Source organism: Paenibacillus sp. E194, from assembly GCF_000935845.1.
GTDB classification, from domain to species: domain Bacteria; phylum Bacillota; class Bacilli; order Paenibacillales; family Paenibacillaceae; genus Paenibacillus_B; species Paenibacillus_B alvei_B.
Genome location: NZ_JMDX01000107.1, coordinates 1 through 19,391, shown reverse-complemented (window position 1 = coordinate 19,391; position 19,391 = coordinate 1). Strand labels below are relative to the sequence as shown.

Sequence of the window (19,391 nt, the reverse complement as noted above, 5' to 3'; positions counted from 1 at the left end):
TGTATGACGTCCTCGATCCAGCGGATTTGGCGGAGACACAGTGCCAGGCTATTTTAATAGTAAAGTTTCAGATGTGCCTGAAGAGGTGCTGAGAGGACATGGCGAGCAGCTTATTAAAGGGCTGAAGGAGCTGCTTCAAGAGTTTGAACAAATTGAGGGTGCGGCAGATGCAGCGTCATACCTTTCTGGAATCAAAGAAATTCAAATCCTGCCGCATGGGAAAATAAACAAGATCCGCCAATCACACGATTCTGATGTTTATGATGCGCTGTTTGAAGTTATCAGTGCACACAAGGATTACGATGCACCGATTGAAATTCTGGATGAAGCCTATTACTCGATGGCCTGCGATTATTGGATCTCTTATTATTTGCAGTGGCACCGCTACGGACTTAAGGGCGACCCGTTCGTACCGTATTTCGAGCTGTATAGGCTCGGATATTCCGCAATCTTCTCAGAGCACAAATTGCTCATCGGCTCGTAAGAAGTTGTATGCTGATGCGTTGAACGAGAGACAAATAGAGATGAAAGAGGCGAGACTGCGTTGATAACACCAAATGAAATCTTAACTATGATTCGTGCTGACGGTTTCTTCGAACGTGTTTTTGAAAAAGAAGGGGACTGGGACGCACAATTAGACGCTAGAGAATCAACTGCATTCGATGCGGCATGGAACTCTAGCTACGAAACCATACATAAGAAAGACCCCACTGAAAGTGCGACAATTCGAGATATTAGAGAATATGCATTCAAGCAAACGTTTCGGCTCACGCAAAATTCCGAGCTGGCTAGTTATGTGTCTGACGACCTCGGTCTCATTGCTAAGGCTTTCGATAGCAAGCTCGCCAATGCATTTGTTAGTAGACTCTGGAATTCCTATCTTCAAGGGCAGTTTCCGAAATGAATCGGTTCGAGATCGATGAATAATAGAACAACATGTGGAGGGTACTCAACTATGGCAGAACGCATTCCATGCAAAACGGAAGGCTGCAGCTCGACGATCCTGCCGGCTACGGCGGCTAAAACAGGCGGTATCTGCATGCCCTGCCAACAGGAACAGGTACGTCAGGAACAGCAAGCGTATATTGAGCAGCATCGTAAAACGGTGAATTTATATGAAGGCTTAACGAACCTAGTAGACATTTTGAAGGTTATGCATGCACAAAGAACGTATAGCCCGCTAATTCAATATGTCGATTACCCGCATAGCAAGGAACACATCTATGTATCCTTGACGGCTGCTGAGGCGGAGCAAATGCTGAAGTTTGCGGTGGAGCTACTGGATGCAGGGAATGAGGATGAAGCGGAACAAATTCTACTATCTCTCGTATGTTACCGGAATGATGATATTTCAAAAGTTCTGCCCAAGCTTATAGAGCGTGACATGTATTATCCCTCGATCTTATTTAAGGATGCGCCGCCTGAAATCCGGGAGCGACTCCTCCAGCAAGTAGAATGGGACGACGACAACCGCAATCATATTCTGATCATACTGAGCTGGATCGGTGACGCTGAGGTTGTGAGACAATTTGAGGAATGGCGGCTGTATCCGCCGAAATGGGCGGGACAGTTATTCGTCAATCCCGACGTGTATGCTCTAGAGGGGGGCTGGGAGCTTGCATCGAACGAAAAAAACGAGATTTGATCAGTGAGCGATGCTATGCGATTCGGTTAACGGAGGAACAGCCGATACTTTCAGTAGCAGAAACGTCTGCTGCGCACTTCCTAAAGACGAGCAATTCCAATTGTCCATGGTGCAAGAGGAAGCTCACTATCTTGATGGACGCGGACACCACTCATCCATCCTTGGCGTATCTCGGCCTGCCGATGGAACGCCTGCAAGTGGCAACATGCGAACACTGTGGAGGTTTCAGCACGATTTACATGGAGCTCGATCAACAGGGAGAACCGGTCTGGAGCCGGTTTAATCAGAAGCCCGATTATTTGCCTAATTGGGATGACGAGGACAGCAACGTTGCTGTTGAAGAAATTAAGCTTACTCTATCATCCGAGCCGCACTCTCCGTACTATGCTGCGACTTGGACATTAACACAGCAAGATTCGCAAATCGGAGGCTACCCAAGCTGGGTGCAGGATGCAGACTATCCGCATTGCCCTTGCTGCGCTCAAAGAATGCGGTTTATCGGTCAGCTGGACTGGGCTGATTTCGACAAGTATGGTGAAGGCATTTTCTATATGTTTATTTGTACAGAGGATAGGATGACGGCTACATTATATCAGCAGAGCTGATTCATAGATGCTGAAAGCATATTCACTTTTTAATCAGGAGGAGACACCGTTGAATCACGCTGTAGAAGCTTTTCTGAATGATGTGTGGGAGGAAGTCACATCGATTTACGCAAAAGAAAGCAAAAGGCTGAGCGAGTTTAAGGATAAAAGAAGTTTACAGGCTGGGGTCTACAATTATCTGAAAGTAGCGTGGAGAAAAGGCAAGTTTACATGGGCAAATGGAAGCATCCATATCGATATCTACGAGCCATTATCTTGGAGCGACAGCTCGTATAAGGTGGAAGCTGGCGCCTACATAACAGAGTTGACCAATGAGCTGCTCATTGAGGAGTTCTTTCCTGCCTTGTGCGAGCGAGTAGAGCGACTGTTCCTCTCTGAGGAATTGGGTGCGCGTTTCTTTGATTACAAGTTTGAGGTTGTATTGGATTTTGAATGGGAAAATTCAAAGTTATCGCGTAACCAACAGTTCATCAATGAGCCAAAGTTAGATCAACTGAAACAGACCCTAGAGCATTTTATTCAAACTAAGGTATTATCTGATCCACCAGTACAACCAGCAGTAGATGACTATTTCTTTTTTGCCAAACATTTGGTCAATCCTGATTTAATGAAGCAGGAAGTAGATGAGATCGAGCCATTGATCCGACTACTCAATAACAAGCTGAAGGAGAACCAGGAACGCAAAAAAGAATGGATCAGCCGATATACTTATACCTTCAAACGTTGGGCGGAAGATCACTTTTTACCGCAGCATTTTAACCAAACCGGTTATTATCGAAACGAATGGGTGTTGAAGGAGGAAGTGATTCCTTCTTCCGTAGATGCAGGAGAATTGGAGTTCTTTATTTATGCAGCCGTACAGATTGGCTTCACTGATCCGGATAATCGGCTGAAATATCTGGGACTTGCGGCGCAATTGGGTTCAAAGCGGGCAGCAGATTATTTGAAAATAGGCAGCGGTAAATTTGAGAGCACCTATCGGGGAGAGAAAGTAGAGGCCGACAACAATGACGTGACGAAGACGATCGACATTCGGATTCTCTCTGAAGAGGAGGCGGCTTACGGTGAGGCGCTCGATTATATCATTAATCTGTTGCGGCAGGATTTCCCCAAAGAATACAACCTTAAGCTGAAAAGCAGCCAAAAGCATGTGCTTCCGTATAAAAAGCTGGCGAAGTCCAAGTTGCATCGATTTTTTGCCAATGCACTCAGCTATCCGGCGTTGTTCCCCAAGGTTGCAGAATATGCGGAAACGGCAATGGAGGAGTTCGCATGGTACAGCGATGTGGAGCCGAGCGAGAAATCGGCTATGCCGGGCACTTATGCCGCACTTGGCCTCGGCTTGTACAGTGAGGATTATTTCCCATTGGTAGCCCGTTATATGGGCATGGTGGATACGGAGCATCAAATGGTGCAGGACGGCTATCCGCAGGCATTTATCGAGGCACATGGCGTCAAGGCAGAGCATATGCCGGTGATCGTATCCATGTTGCTGGGAGGCATTGACGAGGGGACGAAGGTCAAAAATCTGACTATCGACCGTCCTGAGCTTGCCGAGGCGCTTATCGAGGCATTGCAAGACAAAGAGAATTACCAATGTGAGATGGTCGTGTGCCGAATCTTTGGAAGCGTGAAGAAGCTGGAGGGAGCGGCACGAAAAGCAGAGTCGCCGCTAAAAGAAAGACTGGAGCAGCTATTGACTCTCTCGAACTGTTAATTCTATTGAATATTAACCTAATAAATGATCAGGTAAGCAGCGACGTCCCATGTATAAATGAAGCGTATAAATGATGTTCTGATCTATAAGCTCTATACATTAAAGGGGGAAACAAAATGGAGAAGACGGATATCTGCGACATTTGGTTCGATTTTGCCTCTTCCTTTGTGGATAAGAAAAATGATTCTGGCTGGGATGCCTTGACTCCAGAGGAACAAGAGATCACTTCCTTGTGGCTGTTGGAAGTTGACTTATATAACGGCGGGTTTATTCAGTTTTTCTGCAATTGGGGAGAAGTGGCATATCTCCATGCGATTCGAGCGTTACAAGCGATTGGTGCGGTTCATGCACTCGACATCATACAATCCGGATATGCCTGTATCGAACGTTTGTCGGGAGACAAGCGCCTTACAGAGCTCTGGGATATTCCTCGGTTCCTTACTGAGGAAGAGATAGAGAGACTGGATAAGTTGGATAAGCAATTTTGGGAAGATCCAGATAAAATCGCGGAAATCGCACATCGATACTACGTAGAGCAGTTGGGAATACATACTTAATGAGAGGAAGCTATGTATTGGATAAACGGGACTATATCAAAAAAGGATTTGAAGCTTATTATCGCCGATATGACCAAGTAACGGAGGATGGATTTGGTAGATGGATGGGACCAGATGTTCCGGGTGAAATGAAGGCAACCGACTCTAATGAGGAGTGGTCGATATGGAGATTAGTTCCTTCTACCGTTACTGATGGCGACATTTGTGCGCTGGAAAAAGAATTCGGGCTGGACTTTCCGGAATGGTATCAAGCATTCATTTCAACCTATCATCACTATTTCGACATCGTGCCAGCACAACCGGTCGATGAGCCGTTAGGCCGCATTCAAGATATGTATAATCCACTACTGTGCAAGTGGGGTTACCTTCCATTCGCCTGGGATTCCGAGTATGGTCACATTTTATGCATGGATCTTACTGGTCCGGATGAGGAGCACTATGCAATCTATGAGATTGACCATGAAATATTATTTGATTTTGATGAGGAAAAGACAGGGCGCGATCAACTGAAAGCGTCGATGAGATTCTTGTATCCCAATTTCAAATCGTTTTTTGACTATGCTTTTGAATTGAAATAGAGAGACAAGTTATATCATTTATCAAAAAGAAAAAGAGCCCTCGTACTCTGTAACATTAAGGGTGTAGGAAGTCCGTTAAGATCAATAATAATAAGCATTTGAATACAATGTTAGCCATTATAATATTTGATGGGCAATGCGGAGGGGGGAACTCTTTGTGTTGCTCATTTTTTTAATAGATTAAAAGAAGGAAAAGGGCTAAGTAGCTAGGCATAGCGGTCGCCAAGCAGAGAAAGAAATGCAAAAGAAGCTTTGCTTAATTAGGCGTGAAGTCAGCAGTTAAAAAGAGAGGTCAAGATGGGGACAAATCAAACAACTTTTTTAGTAATCGAAGAATCGATCAGGTTCTTGGATTCTTCCCCGAATTTGGAGGTCAGCGGCGAGTACAGCCGCCACAAATGGAACGGGGCATGGTGGCTAGAGGCCAATCCACTGGGAGAGAAGTAGTGCTGCCCATGCTGTAGGTCTGATCGTAATGTCATCCGTAAGGGAAGAAATGACACCCGAGTCGTCCGGCATTTTTCCGTATTTGCAGGTTATCGTAACATACTGGTTATTAGGTGCGTCTATTGTTTTGGAATTATTTGTGGCTGCGGGATCGGGAGGCTGATGAACCAAGGAACGTATGTCGCGTTAGTAATAGTGAAGCTGAAAGTGCAAAAAGCATCAATTATACTTCTGCTGAACGATCATATCCATACTGCGAGAGGAATGAGAAATTTGGATAGATTACATTTAGAAAAAATCAAAATCCCTAACAATATTATCGAATATATGGAAGAAGGTACGTGGGAATGTCTCGACTATCGACCATTTGTGATACATATATCCAGCGTTATATATAAGGGAAATGAAACATTGAGTTATTCACTAGAGTTTTCGCCAACTGGTGGTTTTGAAAAACTTAATCACGAATTAGAGAAAAGGCCGTATATTTCTGACGGATATGGTTGGATCAATTACATCCTTGATAAACTTAAACAAGAAAAAGTTGCTTTTAAAGAAGTCATTGAAAGCGATTCCGAATCTGAAACTTGTGTTCTGACAGCGTTTAACGAAAACGATTTTAGAATGCTGCTGCAAAAAGTATCTTTCTATGTCAGAGAGCTTTTACTAACGAAAATCAGTGATAACAATGAAGAAAATACAAAAACCATGACGATCAGCCGAATTTGGAGTCACGAAGATGAAGACGATGGAATATGCAAACCCGAGATCATGTTTAGAAGACCACGTGTGGACTACAGAATTAGTGAATATATATGGTCTTTTTTGGAAACAAATCTCTTGATGCAAAAAAAGATTTTACAAAAAACAGTATGGCGATAACCTTGTTTATGGGGCCGATAAACAAACGTCATAAGTTCTTTTATGATTCCGCATACAACACAGAGACCAAGAAGTTCCGTCCAGCGATGAGGGGGAGTAAACTGAAAGATATCAGTATATCGTGCAATTATAATGGTTTTAATGAAACAATGTCGCCCGCAGAATATGCAGATATTGTTTATGATATGTACTGTTCATTTTTAGTAGACATTTTAAAAAAATAACAAAGGAAGAATGTGATGAGTTAAAAGGCATACTCGATTTTGATGTCATCCATTCATTTGAATTTCCTGCGACTTTTGATAATCAGAAGTACAGTGCAGATAAAGGCGGATATGGTGGCAGAACTGTAAATGGAATTGTGGATGAAAAGGCTGTTCCCTATAATTATCGGGAAGCCTACATTAACCAATTTGGAAAATAACTATGCCTAAAAGAGGCTCAAAACTGAAAACGGTGATTGACGAAATAATTCAAGGTTGAAAATAGAAAAACATCTGCTAATGCGCAATTGGAAAGAGGAAATCGTGAACTACCATCAATGTCGATGGACAAACGCGACCGTAGAAGGTCGACATAATCGCATTAAGGCCTTTCAGCGACGACATTACTTCACTCGAAACCGCAGTCACTATAAAGTAGGCATTCTTCTTGAATGCAACCGCCATCGGATGTTTGAGTGACAGTCAAGCACTGATTATGAGGTTGAGCTGTAAATAATAAGAAGAAATGGATAGAGTTCAGATCTTTTCTGAAGCCTCTATCCATTCTTATTTTCACGAATAAAATGTCTAACATCATATTCAATCACTTATTCTTATTGCTATTTTGGACTTTAATAAAATCCGAACGTGGGCTCTTCTTCTTTTTGGTTGCATGATTCTTGGTCGGTCTTGCTAGACCTCTTGCAGCTGCCGAACCAGTTCCTCAATTGACTGCTCCGTAAACCGAAGGTGTCCATTCACCTGTACGATCCGTCCTTCCTTCTTGCGGCGATCCAGCCAATCCGAAATAAAGGAGGGGGCGTAACCGCCTTGACCGAACTCGCCGCCGAAGGCGATCATTTTCTCATAGATTCCCAGGTACTGCTCGCGGCTAGTCTCTGGATATGACTTTGTATATAACCAAAACTGCACATCATACATCAAATACGAACGTTCATCCGCATGAAAGGAAAAATGGCCCTTCTCTTCAACAATGCATGTACAGATACGACGGATTTTCGGTTCGATCTGGTCTACTTCAACTACGTTCGAGCATAGCTCCTCCAGCAACGGAGAGAATTTGCCATGAGCTACCCTATGAAGATCTTCAAGCTTATCTTCCTCGGAAGTATCATATTCCTCTTCGTTCACCAAACCCCGAATAAATGCTTCGAAATTATCGGCTAGGAACGTAATTTCATAATCACCCTCCTGATCGACGTGAATCACTTCTGGTTCGCCATCTCTACCACAAGCTCGGTAGTCCAGCATGACCACGTCATGGCCTGCTGAAGGGCAATCACAAATAACGACGCCAATGTCAGGGTATCCCCAATCCTCGATCATGAACTGACTGCCTAGATCCCCGCAGAGCGAATAGCTCTTCTCACGGCCGATACCCAGAATTCCTGTAATCGCAATATGATCCTCAGACCAAGAAGTAGCGTCCTCTGTTGGGAAGCAGGTGTTCTTCGGAACGCCGCCATTCCGCTGCTTCATCAGTGCGATATAGGAAGAGGGGAGCTTGTACCCCAATTCTTCCTCGATTGAAACAATCAGCTCATCCGTAGGCGGCTCTGATTGATAGGCCTCCCTTGCATACTCGCTATCATCCCAAAAATCATCAAGAGACATATCCGAAAAAGGCTCGATCGCTGCTGATCCATTCGCTTTCAAGGCTGCTTCTTTTTTGGCTGCAATTCGTCGTTCTTGTCTTTGCTGTTTTTCTGCTTTTTGAAGACTTAATTCCATTAAGTATTCGATATCCTCATCACCAGGCTGTAATTGATCAGCGGTACGAAATGCCTGAACTGCTTCCTCATAGCGCTTTACATGATAGAATGTAAATCCTACCCGATAGTGCCACAGTGGATCGTGTTGGCCCTCTTCTGCTATGCGATCAGCTTGTTGGAGAGCCTCCTCAAAAAGCCCCAGATTATTATAAGCTGCAACCAGTCGACTTTTCATTTTGTAATCCCGTTCATTCTCGGGTATGGCTAACAATGTGTCCACAATTCGCTGGTGTTCATCATCTTCATGCCACTGATTCAATTGATCCATAAGTACTTGGTTCATCGCTGCCTCCATGAATTTAATAGAATGTACTTCATTTTATACCGACGTCAGCCATGCAGTACCACCACCTGCAATCGCCAAGAGAGATCCAGCTGATATGATCCATATATGCTTTTTATCTAAATTCACATCTCCAATGACCTGCGGCAGTAGCCACAAAAAAGCAATGGGCGCGTAGGCACCCTGTACCAATCCCCATAGAACCAGCTTCTTGGCTTGCGCAAGGTAAGACTCGGTCGAATCTGGGCGCTCGAAAGCTAACATACCTCCAGTTCGTGCGTTCCAATAGGTAATGATCGCATACAAAATTAAAATGGACAAGGTAAAAAAGACCGATAATGTAAACTTGATTTTGTCCGCCGAGAACCTTTGTTTCGAGGAATGGGTGGGAGCCAGCCCGACTAGATAAAAGACAAAGCCTACAAAAATGACGCCACCTATAAATACACATTGGATCGTGTTCATGACGGCTCCCGCCATCAAAAGCAATAATGTCATGACTTATGTTAATTTTTCTACGTTATGATCAAGCTTTTTCACTAAAATCTGCAGTTGCTTTACCTCTTGCTCTGAAAACCCGCCAAACAATTCAGAGATAAATTGGTTTTTATCTACATCACAGTTCCTTAAAATGTCCTTGCCTGCCTCTGTAATCTGAACAATTACTTCTCTATTATTCTGCTCATTACGATTGCGGGTAACAAAGCCTTTTCCCTCAAGTATTTTTAAATGTCTTGTAATTGCAGCTTGATCAATCTTCATCTCTTGTTGTAAACCGATTTGAGAAAGCAAGCCCATTTCAAGTAATTTGTACAAGATTTCATATCTCGTTAAGCTAATGCCTAATCGTTTCTCAAAGTGCTGGGTGACATGTCTTTCCATATTTTTGAACATAAGAAATATTTGTTTCATTTCCTGATGAGACACTTGCATTGTTTTTCCACCTCTATAGATGATTAATCAATCATTGATGCGTCAATTATAGAATACATAACCTCATTCTACAAGGCGGACAGTAAGCATTCGTCTGAGTAAATCTATAGAAATTCACTTGACTATATGTTAGACATGATATATATTGTTTGACATATCAATCGTTGACCAGTCAATTATTGATTGATCAAAGGATTTACATTTATATAGAGTAAGGAGTAGATCACATCATGTCTAACACAACAAGGAACAATGATTTTCAAGAAATACTGGTAGGACGCCGCTCTATTCGCAAATATGACTCGTCCGTAAAAATAAGCAAAGAAGAAATGGCAGAAATGATTGAAGATGCTACTCGTGCACCATCATCTGTCAATATGCAGCCATGGCGTTTTCTAGTTATTGAAAGTGAAGAGGGCAAGGCAACATTAGCACCTCTTGCTCGTTTTAACCAACTGCAAGTTGAAACTTCTTCAGCAATGATTGCCGTATTCGGGGACCTGAATAGCTTTGAAAATGGGGAAGAGATTTATAGCAAAGCTGTAGAATTAGGATATATGCCAGCTGAAGTAAAAGAAAAACAGATGGCAGCATTAACAAACTACTATGCAAATCTGTCTCCAGAAGTCAACAAAGAAACCGTGCTAATTGACGGTGGACTCGTGTCGATGCAGTTCATGCTAACAGCTCGTGCCCATGGATATGATACTTGTCCAATCGGAGGGTTTGAAAAAGATCAGATTGCTGAAGCTTTCGGTTTGGATAAAAAGCGCTATGTTCCGGTAATGCTCATTTCCATTGGAAAAGCAGATGGAGCAGGATACCAATCTGTACGTCTTCCTGTGGAGACAATCGCAGAGTGGAAATAAATTTTAATTTGAATGATGAATGAAAATGAACGAGCAGAGGGGGATTCAAATGATAATTATTCATGCTGTTTCAAGTGTAAATCCAGAAAAAGAACAAGCTTACGTTGAAGAGATTCAATCCCTAGTGAAAGCTTCTAGAGCGGAAAGTGGAAATATTGCTTATGATTTCTATAAAAGCGTAGAAACAGAACATGCCTATATCATGGTGGAAGTATGGAAAGACCAAGAAGCGGTGGCAGCACACAATTCAAGTGAACATTTCACTTCGTTTGTTGCAAAAGCTAAGGCTTATTTAGCAGCCCCGCTCGAAGTGAAAGTGTATGGTGGATCTGAAGTAAAAGCGTAAAAGAATAGGACTATGATTTATAAAAAGATGACCTCTAAAGCCACCACGATATTGTGGAACTTAGAGGTCATTTTCCTTATAACGTCGTCCTGAAAAAGAAAACACACAGTCCAATATCGCTGGCGCTTCACACCTTGATGTTCAAGCCTTCATTTGCGTAAAACAAATCGAATGGTCTTCCTGCAATCATTCATCATTACCGTAAAGTAAATCTTCAGCCGAGATTGTTCCCGTACATAGCTCTAAGAACGTTGAAGCAATTTGTGCGCTGTCCGAGTAGCCTAAATTTCCCGAGTGAGATACAAGAATGGGATATTCATTTTCTTCCGAGCTGCTGCGCATATCCCAAGCATAATGAATACCACAGCCATCCATAGCAAAGGGGATCGCCTCTGGCATGTACTCGGGAAATTCATAGGCCAGCATCATCGCTCGCAACTCATCAGCGCTGAAAAACTGAAAATGCCGAGCACCATTTCCGAATTCACCGCCATTGGAATAACGCAGTAAATCAAGATAAGCGGCGGGAAGACACTTGTTCGGAATAGACCATTTTGCCGGATCGAACGGGTGGTATAGCTTATGTAAAGGATCGGTTACAGGGAAGGGATTGCGCTGCCTTTCCCGTATTTCCGCAATCTCCTCCTCAGATAGAGGGTTGTTCCAATGACTAATAAAATGTTCCACTTCTTGCTCCGTCAAACCAGGATATTTCTGGTAGCACACTTCGAATACAGACGCCCAATTCATCCGAGCGTTCCTCCTTTTGACCTGTTGATTATTTTTTATTCTTCACTAGTAAAAGGGTCGATTACTTTTTGCTCATAAGATGATAACACGATATTTGTTGAGGGCGTACCATATTGCATGGAATCATCAATAAATTGCTCTAAACTCTCTACAGAATACGTTGCTATTTTAACAATATAGCTAATTTCCCCTGCTACCCGGTGACACTCAAGTACATCTGGATGGTTACGACAAAAGCTTGCTAATGATTTACAATCCTTCGATTCAAACAAAATAAGTGCAGAGATTGGACGGTTCATTTTTTTTAGGGAAACGCGTGCATGGTAACCTTCAATAATTTGTTGCTCCTCTAACTTTCGTACTCGCTCAGTTACGGATGGAGAAGATAAATGAACAGCTTCTGCCAAATCTTTCATGGAAATTTTCGCATTCGACTGTAATATTCTCACGATGTTTTTATCAATTTGATCCATAAATTATCCAACCTTTTTTTATAATATAGAATAACCAAAATAATTAATAAATTAAAGCCGAACAATAAAATATCCTTTTCTATCCTGTTCATGAGCCTTCTATATTTTTTATAAAATAAGGATATGGAGGGGATTTAGAACATGAAAAAGATATTATTATTATTAGCTAACGGATTTGAAGCAGTAGAAGCTAGTGTATTTACAGATGTGCTAGGTTGGAATAAAGGGGAGGGAGATGGATCAACTGAGGTCGTAACCGTAGGTCTTCGGAATAAATTAACCTGTACATGGAATTTTACTGTTATACCTGAAAAAACGGTCAATGATATTCAACTAGATGAGTTTGATGCACTCGCTATACCAGGAGGATTTGAAGAAGCTGGATTTTATGAGGATGCTTTCAGTGCGCCATTTATAAGTATCATTCAACATTTTTATTCCACTCAGAAACCAATTGCTAGTATCTGTGTTGCATCATTAGCACTGGGCAAAAGCGGGATTCTTAAAGAAAAAAAAGCGACCACATACAATCATTCAACGAGTAAACGAAAAGAGCAGTTACAGAATTTTGGTGCAGTTGTACAAAATGATTTAATTGTTCAGGATGGAAATATTATCACATCTTCAAATCCAGGTACAGCTTTTAATGTTGCATTTTTATTACTCGAAAAACTAACATCCAAAAAAAATGCGGAACATGTAAAGGATCTTATGGGATTTTGAATCATTCAGAAGCAAGTGAATGTGCAGAAGATAAATATAGGAGTATTCAACATAGTAACAGCAAAACTTTTCATTTACAGTTTGGTATAGGGCTTCTTATATTAGGAAGCACATGCAAATGAGTAGAGAAAAGTCTAAAGAAAAGGGTACTGATCAAGATGCCAAATCAACAAAATCAACCACTCCAAACGACAACGACAAGCATGCCTATATTTTCAGAGAAGATTGCGGCCTTTTGGCGGGAGCAATTCAGGAACGGGGAAGTCCTTTATCACGATGAAGTCCTTACGCTCTCCATCAATCCTGACCTAAGCGATGACAACCGGGTAATGGTATTGGCAATGACCGATGGGAAGGTAATGGCGGTTCTGACGCCGGCTTTGGCTGCTAAGGCGGGCCTTACTCGGCAAGCAAAATTGACTGAAGCCATCTTGAGACAAAAATTAAATGAAGCTGGGGTTACGCTGCATGGGGCAGATTATCTCTTCTATTTTACAGAAGCCGATAAGAATTCATTGATGCAAGAAGCAGTGGACGGTGACTTGCGGCAATTGACAGAGGAAGACCATGCTGTATTTACCGAATTCCAAGCCTCTGCCTCGGAACAGGATCTGGATGACGCTTATGTGGAATTGGATCACTGGGCGGTATTTGGCTCGTTTGAGCATAACCGCATAGTGAGTGCCGCTAGCATGTACCCATGGCTGGATTCGCACATAGCGGATACCGGTGTGCTCACGTTGAGTGCTTATCGAGGGAAAGGCCATGCCCGCAAAGTAGTACGCTCCATTAGCAAGTACGCCTACGCACAAGGATACGAACCCCAATACAGATGCCAGCTTGATAACTATGCGTCTACGTCCTTGGCTAAAGCCGCAGGTTTGACTCTTTTTGGCAAGTGGGAAGTCGTATCTCCTGACTCTGTAAACTGAATTATCGGTTAAAACGAAACTATCAAATGTGCGTTGATCCGAACAGAAGGAGAGGATTATAACAGATAAACATCCGAGTAATTATGAACAGATTTTCAATGAAATTGAAAAATTGCCGTTGCTATTGAATGATGAAGATTATTACCCTTTAGTAAAGCGCGGTACGATTATCTAGTTATGCTGCATGATAGCGGCTTGGATGAAAAAATGGTATATAACCGACTCTTAGCAACACATCAGAATTTAGATAATGAGAGGCAACAAGACTTTATAGCAGAACTCTTAGATTTTGTATGCGGTTATATTGGGAACCAAGCGTATTATATTTGGCGGCATGATGGAGCATTTTCAAGGGAACTCTCATCCGTAAATGTAAAAACAGGAATATAAAATCAAGATTAATCGAATCGATTCTCTACGAATCGTACTTTTAGTGAAAAGAGTTTTAAAATCGGTTGTTCGTCAGAACGCCATGCGGCACCAAGGCTAATGCAGCAATCTACAGTGAAATCAAACGATTAATAGAGCCCTCATCTGTGTAACAAGGTGTGGGCTATTTGACGTTTATGTATAATTTTTTATATAAAATGAACTTTTCTGATCCCCGCGATCTCTTATCTATGAAAAGGGGAGTGAACATGAGAGTAAGCCATCTTGTCAAACAAGCCCAAAAAGGCAACAAAGAGGCATTATTACAGCTCATTATGGCCGATAAGGACGCTTATTACCGACTTGCCTATATACATGGGCAATGAGCATGATGCGATGGATGCAATGGAAGATATGATAGTCGCACTATATGAGAAGATTGGGCAATTGCAGATGAACGAAGCGTTTTACAGTTGGAGCAAGACGATTCTAGTCAATCGCTGCAAAACATTACATAAACTTAAAGTGATGATCGGAGGTGATCGGTATGACAACGATCGAGGACAAGTTACAGGAGCATAAAGAGACCTTGAATCAAATCCATGCTCCATCAAACCTTGAGGGCAGACTTCGAGATGCACTTCGAAATGCTCCCGCAAAAAAAAGAAACCGAAATAAAGTCCGGGCATGGATTGGATTGCATCTGTTGCCGCACCGATCATTCTCATGATTGGCGTATATCAGTATCCGGCCTAAGCTTATTATGGAGTCAAGCTGTTCGGCGACTCTCTCGCATGTATTACACGATTGACCGACCCGCAGGCACCGAATTTACTGACGATGATTTTGCTCGTTATGACTTGAATGATTTGAAAGGGTTCTTGACTAATTCACGTTTCACAACAGGATTCACAGGTCAAGGTAAAAACAAAAGCCAAATTGTGGGAAAAGCTGAATTTGAGCCGGTTAATCCGTTCTCTCGAACATTAACCCTTACATTCAGTGAATGGCTGGACAATGGGGAAAAGGTATTCTATACAATCTCCTTCGGGTTTGAAGCGAATAAAGCGATGAAGAGCCTCAAGGGGCATTATGAATTAGAGGAATACCCGAGATTTTCTGAAAGTGCCAAGCTTTATGTGAATGGAAAAGAAGTTGAATCAACAATGAGGCTGTCGGGAACGAGTAAAATCTTTCAGCTTGAATTTGATGTGCTCCCAACCGACAAGATTGAGTCCATTGACCTTGAACTCGTCAATTTCTGAGCTTATCACAAACTAAAGGAACCTATCTCGCTTGCCTCACCATCGGATCGCTCCATCAAAGTAGGTGATGAAAAGCTATGGATTCGAAGTGTAACAAAAACCGAAACAGGCTATGATATCGTAATTTCCAGAAAGGAAACTCTATGCTTTGTATGCCTTCAGAATGATCCTTTATCTATACAAGCTGGTGGAAAAGTGGTTCCCGTATCATCGATTTCCGAAGAGCGCCCTTGGGATCTGAAGAACGGCAACATACTGAAGGAACAGACATATTCATTTAAAACCACCGACAAACCGGACTTCCTGCTGATGGATGGGTTCCAATATCTGAAAACTTTTAAGAAGAAAATATCGATTCCTGTAGGAAAGTATAGGAATTGAAATCATCATTTTGAATTCAACCCTCAGGTGCAATAGAAAAACAATTGGAGGTGTTTTGTTTGAAAAAATGGCTAACTGCAGGTTTGATCGTTTTGTTGGGAGTTGGCGTTTTTTTTGGATATAAGCATTTGCACACGCAAGAATTGCGTCCAGAAGCAGACTATCGAAATTACTCTCTCTCCGAGATGGAATCATTAGCAACAGTCATTGTAGAAGCAGACTGGGATAGAGAAACGGATTCTGTTGTAACATTAGATGAAAAAGATAAATACCCCCTGGATACAAGGACATTTTCAAATATCAAAGTGAAGAAAGTATTTAAGGGTGACGACCTCGTGAAGGAAGGCGACGAGTTACCAGTGTTAGAATATTATGCCCAATGGAGAGACTTGGCGGGGGCTTATGCAAAATTTCCAAATGAGTTGTATAAGCCTTTAACTGCAGGGAAGAGCTATTTACTCTTTTTATATCAAAGTCCAGATGAACCATCGAGTGCTTTTGAAATTATAGGGAACCATCAAGGGAAGTATGTATTTCCAAGTAACGATAACCCAATGACAACGCTGACAATCAATGAACTGGACATCGCCGAGAATAATGAGCATTACACGGCTCTTTATCAAGAGATCAGTCAGAAGTATTTTGACCGCCAATAGTTCAGCTGTAAATCTGAAACAAGTTTATTTGAGGTAAATTACACACGATTATGGACTTGACCTGTTCGATCATCGAATAATTGCAAGGTTTAGAAGGAGTTGGCCCGGAAGATAGACACTTTTAACACAGAGTGGATATTCTCCGGGTTATTGTATAATTAACCTTATCACAACGCATGTATTGTATAGCGGGCCACACAAATATTAGGAATAATATAACATATATGTGCGCTGTTGGCACCAAACAAGTTGGGGATTTCATACTGTATACGGTTTTAATAAATAATTCATGCTGCAATCTTGTCTTCAACTAAAGGGGAGGGAAGTCTGTTGAGCGCTTCCACATGCGAAAAAACAGGAACAGCTGACAACCAGCGGTCATGGATGATGACGGCGATTTGTCTCAGCGCATTCTTGTCTCACTTTACAGCCGGGGTAGTGAATGTATCGCTTCCCCGATTCGTCACCGTGTTCCAGTCCGATATTGGGACAGTCCAATGGATGACGACCGGATATCTCCTCGCTATTACGTCGCTCCTCCCCTTGATGGGCAAGTTAGGCGATCGCTGGGGACATCGCCGTATCCACAACTGTGGTATAGCCTTGTTCACGATTAGCTCTATCCTAGTCGCGCTCTCACCGAATCTTACCGTGCTCCTCATCATGCGGGTTGTGCAGGCGACAGGTACGGCAATGTTCCAGGCGACAAACATGGCAATTATCACGTTTCATATGCCGGGCACGCATAGAGGGCGGGCTCTCGGTTTTGTAAGCACCGCTGTTGCGCTAGGCGGCATGGCGGGACCGGTTGCAGGCAGCTTCACCGCGGCATGGTTGAGCTGGCAATGGGCGTTCCTGATTCATGTTCCTGTGGCAGTCGCGGCAACCGGGTTAGCGCTGCGCTTCATCCCTGCTGATCAGAAGAAAGAGATGAGAAAAACCTCATTGGATGTAGTCGGAGCCATCCTGTTTATAAGCAGCATGGGCATAGGAATCTACGCCATTGTAAACGGAGGCGCCATAGGGTGGGGCTCCCCGAGTATGTTTATACTGTACGCTGTCCTGATAATTGTCTTGCCGCTGGGCTGGTTGTGGCAATCACGGCAGAAAGAGCCTTTTCTGCCGCTCTCGACATTCCGTATTCCGGCCGTGGCCTGTGGTCTTATGATTAGCTGTGCATCTTTTCTGATGGCCAATATCGCATTGGTTCTCATGCCATTTTATATTTCCGGAACCACGGCGGTATCCGCGGCAGATATAGGCTATGTCATGCTGGCGTATCCGCTTCTCCTGGCTGTAATTGGCCCCGTCGCGGGGCACTTATCTGATCGGATAGGCTCACGCCGCTTAATGGGTCTTGGAATATGCGCCATGGCAGGCGGGTTCATGCTGTTCTCCGGGGTATTCGGCGTATTGCCGCTGTGGGCCATCATTTGTACGCTGGCGTTGATCGGTTCGGGAATGGGGTTGATTGCCTCGCCGAATAATAGCTTTATTATGAGCCATGCAGTGAAGGAAGACGCTGGCTCGCTCGGGAGCATGATTGCACTGACGCGTAACGTAGGCTTGGTGCTTGGTGCTGCGTTAGGATTGGGACTTATGGACGACGGCGATCCTGCCAAGCCGTTGGAGGCATATCTGAACATCTTTGGTTTCGGCGCATGGATCGGCGCTGCCAGCCTGCTGCCGCTCGGATACAGTTGGTACGCAGGGAGAAGGCTGGTTAAGCGGCGGTATGGCATCAGTACAGAGAAATGATGGCAGACCCTATACAACGCGTAGTGCGTTCACTCTTGCGATTGGTTGATTCCGCCTTTGTATCTACAGACTACGGCAAGCTGCCAGCGGATGGTTACATCGTAATGCCTAGAAAAGAAGGCCCGCTTCGGTTGATGTTCGAATTACGCGAGTACTTGACACATTCGTCCCTTCGGGGGCGGATGCGTTTTTGTGTGCAACCAGCCCAGCCAATATAACAGCGAGGGACTAGATTTTCGCTTTACCATAAACTAGGATCATAAAAAGAAGGTTTATTTTAAAACATCAAGAATTAAGAACCTATCATCCATTGGAAAGAGGTTATATCTATGATGGAGCGGAATATTGTTGTCGGCATTGATGGAGGCGGTACGAATACAAGAGTTATGATTTGTGATTTGAACGGAAATGAGCTTGCTTATGCGGAGGGCGGCTGTGCATCCAAGTATAAAGACGAGAACGCAGCTGAGAATGTGAAAGCGACAATTAAGAATGCACTAGCGGTAGCAGGGCGAGATACAACCGATGTGGCCGTGCTTGTTGCTGGAATTGCGGGCTATGACTCAGAAGCAGATGACATATGGATTCCTGCATTTACCGACCTTCCGGGTCTCGATTGCCCCAAGCTGCATTTGAATGACTCCGATGTTGCTCACGCAGGAGCACTTCAAAATCAACCAGGTATCATTGCCATTGCCGGAACGGGAACAATGATTATGGGCATAAATGAATACGGCATACGAACCCGAAACTTGGATTATCGCCATTACGCATATAGTGCCGCACGTCATCTAGCCTATGATGCTGTGTATGAAGTACTTGCGGGTCGCCCAGATGATTCGAATGACGGACTAATTGCGGAGATGCTGCAGCATTGGCAATCGAATAGCTTGGAGCAGCTGCAGGAGCTTGCTCGGCGGGGATTTGAGCTAGATACGATGAAGCGAGATCAGCATTTTGGTCAATTCGCACCATATGTAACCACAGCGGCAGAACAGGGCAGCAGTATAGCAAGAAGCGTATGCAACCGCGCTGTAGAGCAGCTCCGATTAGCAATTGAGCTTGTCGGCTCCAACTTTTCGGAGCGCATTGTCGATGTCACGCTAATCGGCAGCGTCATCTGCAGTTCCTATATGCGAAGCAAACTGACAGAATTGCTTATGGCCAATCCAATAAAGCAATATCGCGTGGTTGAACCACAATTTTCGCCCGTAGTCGGTGCCATA

Annotated in this window: 22 protein-coding genes and 2 pseudogenes; 19 read left to right on the top strand and 5 right to left on the bottom strand. The window is 43.4% G+C overall.

Annotated features, from left to right (window positions below):
- The first annotated feature begins 40 nt into the window (after window positions 1-40).
- The 10 genes and pseudogenes from AZ66_RS15865 to AZ66_RS30680 form a co-directional block, all read left to right on the top strand.
- Complete coding sequence (locus tag AZ66_RS15865; RefSeq protein WP_052648549.1) at window positions 41-484, top strand: hypothetical protein; 444 nt, start codon at window positions 41-43, stop codon at window positions 482-484.
- A 60-nt stretch (window positions 485-544) separates the two neighbouring features.
- Entirely contained in the window at window positions 545-904 is a 360-nt protein-coding gene (locus AZ66_RS15860; protein ID WP_021255673.1) for a hypothetical protein, read from the top strand.
- 51 nt (window positions 905-955) lie between these two features.
- Window positions 956-1,645 carry a hypothetical protein gene (locus AZ66_RS32755; RefSeq protein ID WP_231586902.1) on the top strand — a complete coding sequence of 230 codons (690 nt, stop codon included), beginning with the start codon at window positions 956-958 and terminating at the stop codon, window positions 1,643-1,645.
- A 131-nt stretch (window positions 1,646-1,776) separates the two neighbouring features.
- Window positions 1,777-2,250, top strand: a complete 474-nt coding sequence (locus AZ66_RS32750) for a hypothetical protein (protein ID WP_231586901.1) — start codon at window positions 1,777-1,779, stop codon at window positions 2,248-2,250.
- A gap of 49 nt (window positions 2,251-2,299) precedes the next feature.
- A complete protein-coding gene (locus AZ66_RS15845; protein ID WP_044355701.1) occupies window positions 2,300-3,967 on the top strand; it encodes a DUF6138 family protein in 1,668 nt (555 codons plus the stop codon).
- Between the two features lie 116 nt (window positions 3,968-4,083).
- A complete protein-coding gene (locus AZ66_RS15840; RefSeq protein WP_044355700.1) occupies window positions 4,084-4,524 on the top strand; it encodes a DMP19 family protein in 441 nt (146 codons plus the stop codon).
- 17 nt (window positions 4,525-4,541) lie between these two features.
- Window positions 4,542-5,102: an SMI1/KNR4 family protein gene (locus AZ66_RS15835; protein WP_044355706.1), complete on the top strand. Its 561-nt coding sequence runs from the start codon at window positions 4,542-4,544 to the stop codon at window positions 5,100-5,102.
- A gap of 297 nt (window positions 5,103-5,399) precedes the next feature.
- Complete coding sequence (locus AZ66_RS31440) at window positions 5,400-5,549, top strand: hypothetical protein (protein WP_156159982.1); 150 nt, start codon at window positions 5,400-5,402, stop codon at window positions 5,547-5,549.
- Window positions 5,550-5,711: 162 nt separating this feature from the next.
- Window positions 5,712-6,431: a hypothetical protein gene (locus AZ66_RS15830; protein WP_044355699.1), complete on the top strand. Its 720-nt coding sequence runs from the start codon at window positions 5,712-5,714 to the stop codon at window positions 6,429-6,431.
- Window positions 6,432-6,934: 503 nt separating this feature from the next.
- A pseudogene (locus tag AZ66_RS30680) lies at window positions 6,935-7,114 on the top strand (transposase); the annotation flags it as partial.
- Between the two features lie 213 nt (window positions 7,115-7,327).
- Here AZ66_RS30680 and AZ66_RS15825 read toward each other — a convergent pair.
- Genes AZ66_RS15825 through AZ66_RS15815 form a run of 3 tightly spaced genes read right to left on the bottom strand, consistent with a single transcriptional unit; the run spans window position 7,328 to window position 9,643 of the window.
- Window positions 7,328-8,710, bottom strand: a complete 1,383-nt coding sequence (locus AZ66_RS15825; protein ID WP_044355698.1) for an SMI1/KNR4 family protein — start codon at window positions 8,708-8,710, stop codon at window positions 7,328-7,330.
- A 36-nt stretch (window positions 8,711-8,746) separates the two neighbouring features.
- The gene (locus AZ66_RS15820) at window positions 8,747-9,175 is read right to left on the bottom strand and encodes a hypothetical protein (protein WP_044355697.1); all 429 of its coding nucleotides are present in this window, start codon (window positions 9,173-9,175) and stop codon (window positions 8,747-8,749) included.
- Window positions 9,176-9,211: 36 nt separating this feature from the next.
- A complete protein-coding gene (locus AZ66_RS15815) occupies window positions 9,212-9,643 on the bottom strand; it encodes a MarR family winged helix-turn-helix transcriptional regulator (RefSeq protein ID WP_044355696.1) in 432 nt (143 codons plus the stop codon).
- A gap of 230 nt (window positions 9,644-9,873) precedes the next feature.
- Between AZ66_RS15815 and AZ66_RS15810 the strand changes: the two genes are divergently transcribed.
- A complete protein-coding gene (locus AZ66_RS15810; protein ID WP_044355695.1) occupies window positions 9,874-10,512 on the top strand; it encodes a nitroreductase family protein in 639 nt (212 codons plus the stop codon).
- 49 nt (window positions 10,513-10,561) lie between these two features.
- Entirely contained in the window at window positions 10,562-10,858 is a 297-nt protein-coding gene (locus tag AZ66_RS15805; RefSeq protein WP_044355694.1) for a putative quinol monooxygenase, read from the top strand.
- Window positions 10,859-11,044: 186 nt separating this feature from the next.
- Here the strand turns inward: AZ66_RS15805 and AZ66_RS15800 are convergent, their stop codons facing one another.
- Together AZ66_RS15800 and AZ66_RS15795 are read right to left on the bottom strand one after the other, a co-directional pair.
- A complete protein-coding gene (locus tag AZ66_RS15800; protein WP_044355693.1) occupies window positions 11,045-11,608 on the bottom strand; it encodes an SMI1/KNR4 family protein in 564 nt (187 codons plus the stop codon).
- Between the two features lie 35 nt (window positions 11,609-11,643).
- A complete protein-coding gene (locus tag AZ66_RS15795) occupies window positions 11,644-12,081 on the bottom strand; it encodes an Lrp/AsnC family transcriptional regulator (RefSeq protein WP_044355692.1) in 438 nt (145 codons plus the stop codon).
- Window positions 12,082-12,222: 141 nt separating this feature from the next.
- Here AZ66_RS15795 and AZ66_RS15790 point away from each other — a divergent pair, with 141 nt between their 5' ends.
- The 7 genes and pseudogenes from AZ66_RS15790 to AZ66_RS15760 form a co-directional block, all read left to right on the top strand.
- Window positions 12,223-12,804 carry a DJ-1/PfpI family protein gene (locus tag AZ66_RS15790; protein ID WP_044355691.1) on the top strand — a complete coding sequence of 194 codons (582 nt, stop codon included), beginning with the start codon at window positions 12,223-12,225 and terminating at the stop codon, window positions 12,802-12,804.
- Between the two features lie 158 nt (window positions 12,805-12,962).
- A complete protein-coding gene (locus AZ66_RS15785) occupies window positions 12,963-13,736 on the top strand; it encodes a GNAT family N-acetyltransferase (RefSeq protein WP_197081714.1) in 774 nt (257 codons plus the stop codon).
- 638 nt (window positions 13,737-14,374) lie between these two features.
- Window positions 14,375-14,630 (top strand): annotated as a pseudogene (locus AZ66_RS15780) (RNA polymerase sigma factor); the annotation flags it as partial.
- A 110-nt stretch (window positions 14,631-14,740) separates the two neighbouring features.
- Window positions 14,741-15,370 (top strand): hypothetical protein, encoded by a 630-nt coding sequence (locus tag AZ66_RS32745; protein WP_231586899.1) that lies wholly within the window; start codon window positions 14,741-14,743, stop codon window positions 15,368-15,370.
- A 440-nt stretch (window positions 15,371-15,810) separates the two neighbouring features.
- Window positions 15,811-16,407, top strand: a complete 597-nt coding sequence (locus AZ66_RS15770) for a hypothetical protein (protein WP_044355690.1) — start codon at window positions 15,811-15,813, stop codon at window positions 16,405-16,407.
- Between the two features lie 330 nt (window positions 16,408-16,737).
- Complete coding sequence (locus tag AZ66_RS15765) at window positions 16,738-18,165, top strand: MFS transporter (RefSeq protein ID WP_082061605.1); 1,428 nt, start codon at window positions 16,738-16,740, stop codon at window positions 18,163-18,165.
- 329 nt (window positions 18,166-18,494) lie between these two features.
- A partial coding sequence (locus tag AZ66_RS15760; protein ID WP_052648546.1) for a BadF/BadG/BcrA/BcrD ATPase family protein occupies window positions 18,495-19,391 on the top strand: 897 nt, incomplete at its 3' end.

What these genes read in the sequence shown, in the direction of transcription:
- AZ66_RS32755 (WP_231586902.1), top strand. Translation starts at nt 956, where the DNA reads ATGGCAGAACGCATTCCATGCAAAACGGAAGGCTGCAGCTCGACGATC.
- AZ66_RS15840 (WP_044355700.1), top strand. Translation starts at nt 4,084, where the DNA reads ATGGAGAAGACGGATATCTGCGACATTTGGTTCGATTTTGCCTCTTCC.
- AZ66_RS31440 (WP_156159982.1), top strand. Translation starts at nt 5,400, where the DNA reads ATGGGGACAAATCAAACAACTTTTTTAGTAATCGAAGAATCGATCAGG.
- AZ66_RS15830 (WP_044355699.1), top strand. Translation starts at nt 5,712, where the DNA reads ATGAACCAAGGAACGTATGTCGCGTTAGTAATAGTGAAGCTGAAAGTG.
- AZ66_RS15825 (WP_044355698.1), bottom strand. Translation starts at nt 8,710, where the DNA reads ATGAACCAAGTACTTATGGATCAATTGAATCAGTGGCATGAAGATGAT.
- AZ66_RS15820 (WP_044355697.1), bottom strand. Translation starts at nt 9,175, where the DNA reads ATGAACACGATCCAATGTGTATTTATAGGTGGCGTCATTTTTGTAGGC.
- AZ66_RS15815 (WP_044355696.1), bottom strand. Translation starts at nt 9,643, where the DNA reads ATGCAAGTGTCTCATCAGGAAATGAAACAAATATTTCTTATGTTCAAA.
- AZ66_RS15810 (WP_044355695.1), top strand. Translation starts at nt 9,874, where the DNA reads ATGTCTAACACAACAAGGAACAATGATTTTCAAGAAATACTGGTAGGA.
- AZ66_RS15805 (WP_044355694.1), top strand. Translation starts at nt 10,562, where the DNA reads ATGATAATTATTCATGCTGTTTCAAGTGTAAATCCAGAAAAAGAACAA.
- AZ66_RS15800 (WP_044355693.1), bottom strand. Translation starts at nt 11,608, where the DNA reads ATGAATTGGGCGTCTGTATTCGAAGTGTGCTACCAGAAATATCCTGGT.
- AZ66_RS15795 (WP_044355692.1), bottom strand. Translation starts at nt 12,081, where the DNA reads ATGGATCAAATTGATAAAAACATCGTGAGAATATTACAGTCGAATGCG.
- AZ66_RS15790 (WP_044355691.1), top strand. Translation starts at nt 12,223, where the DNA reads ATGAAAAAGATATTATTATTATTAGCTAACGGATTTGAAGCAGTAGAA.
- AZ66_RS15785 (WP_197081714.1), top strand. Translation starts at nt 12,963, where the DNA reads ATGCCAAATCAACAAAATCAACCACTCCAAACGACAACGACAAGCATG.
- AZ66_RS32745 (WP_231586899.1), top strand. Translation starts at nt 14,741, where the DNA reads ATGCACTTCGAAATGCTCCCGCAAAAAAAAGAAACCGAAATAAAGTCC.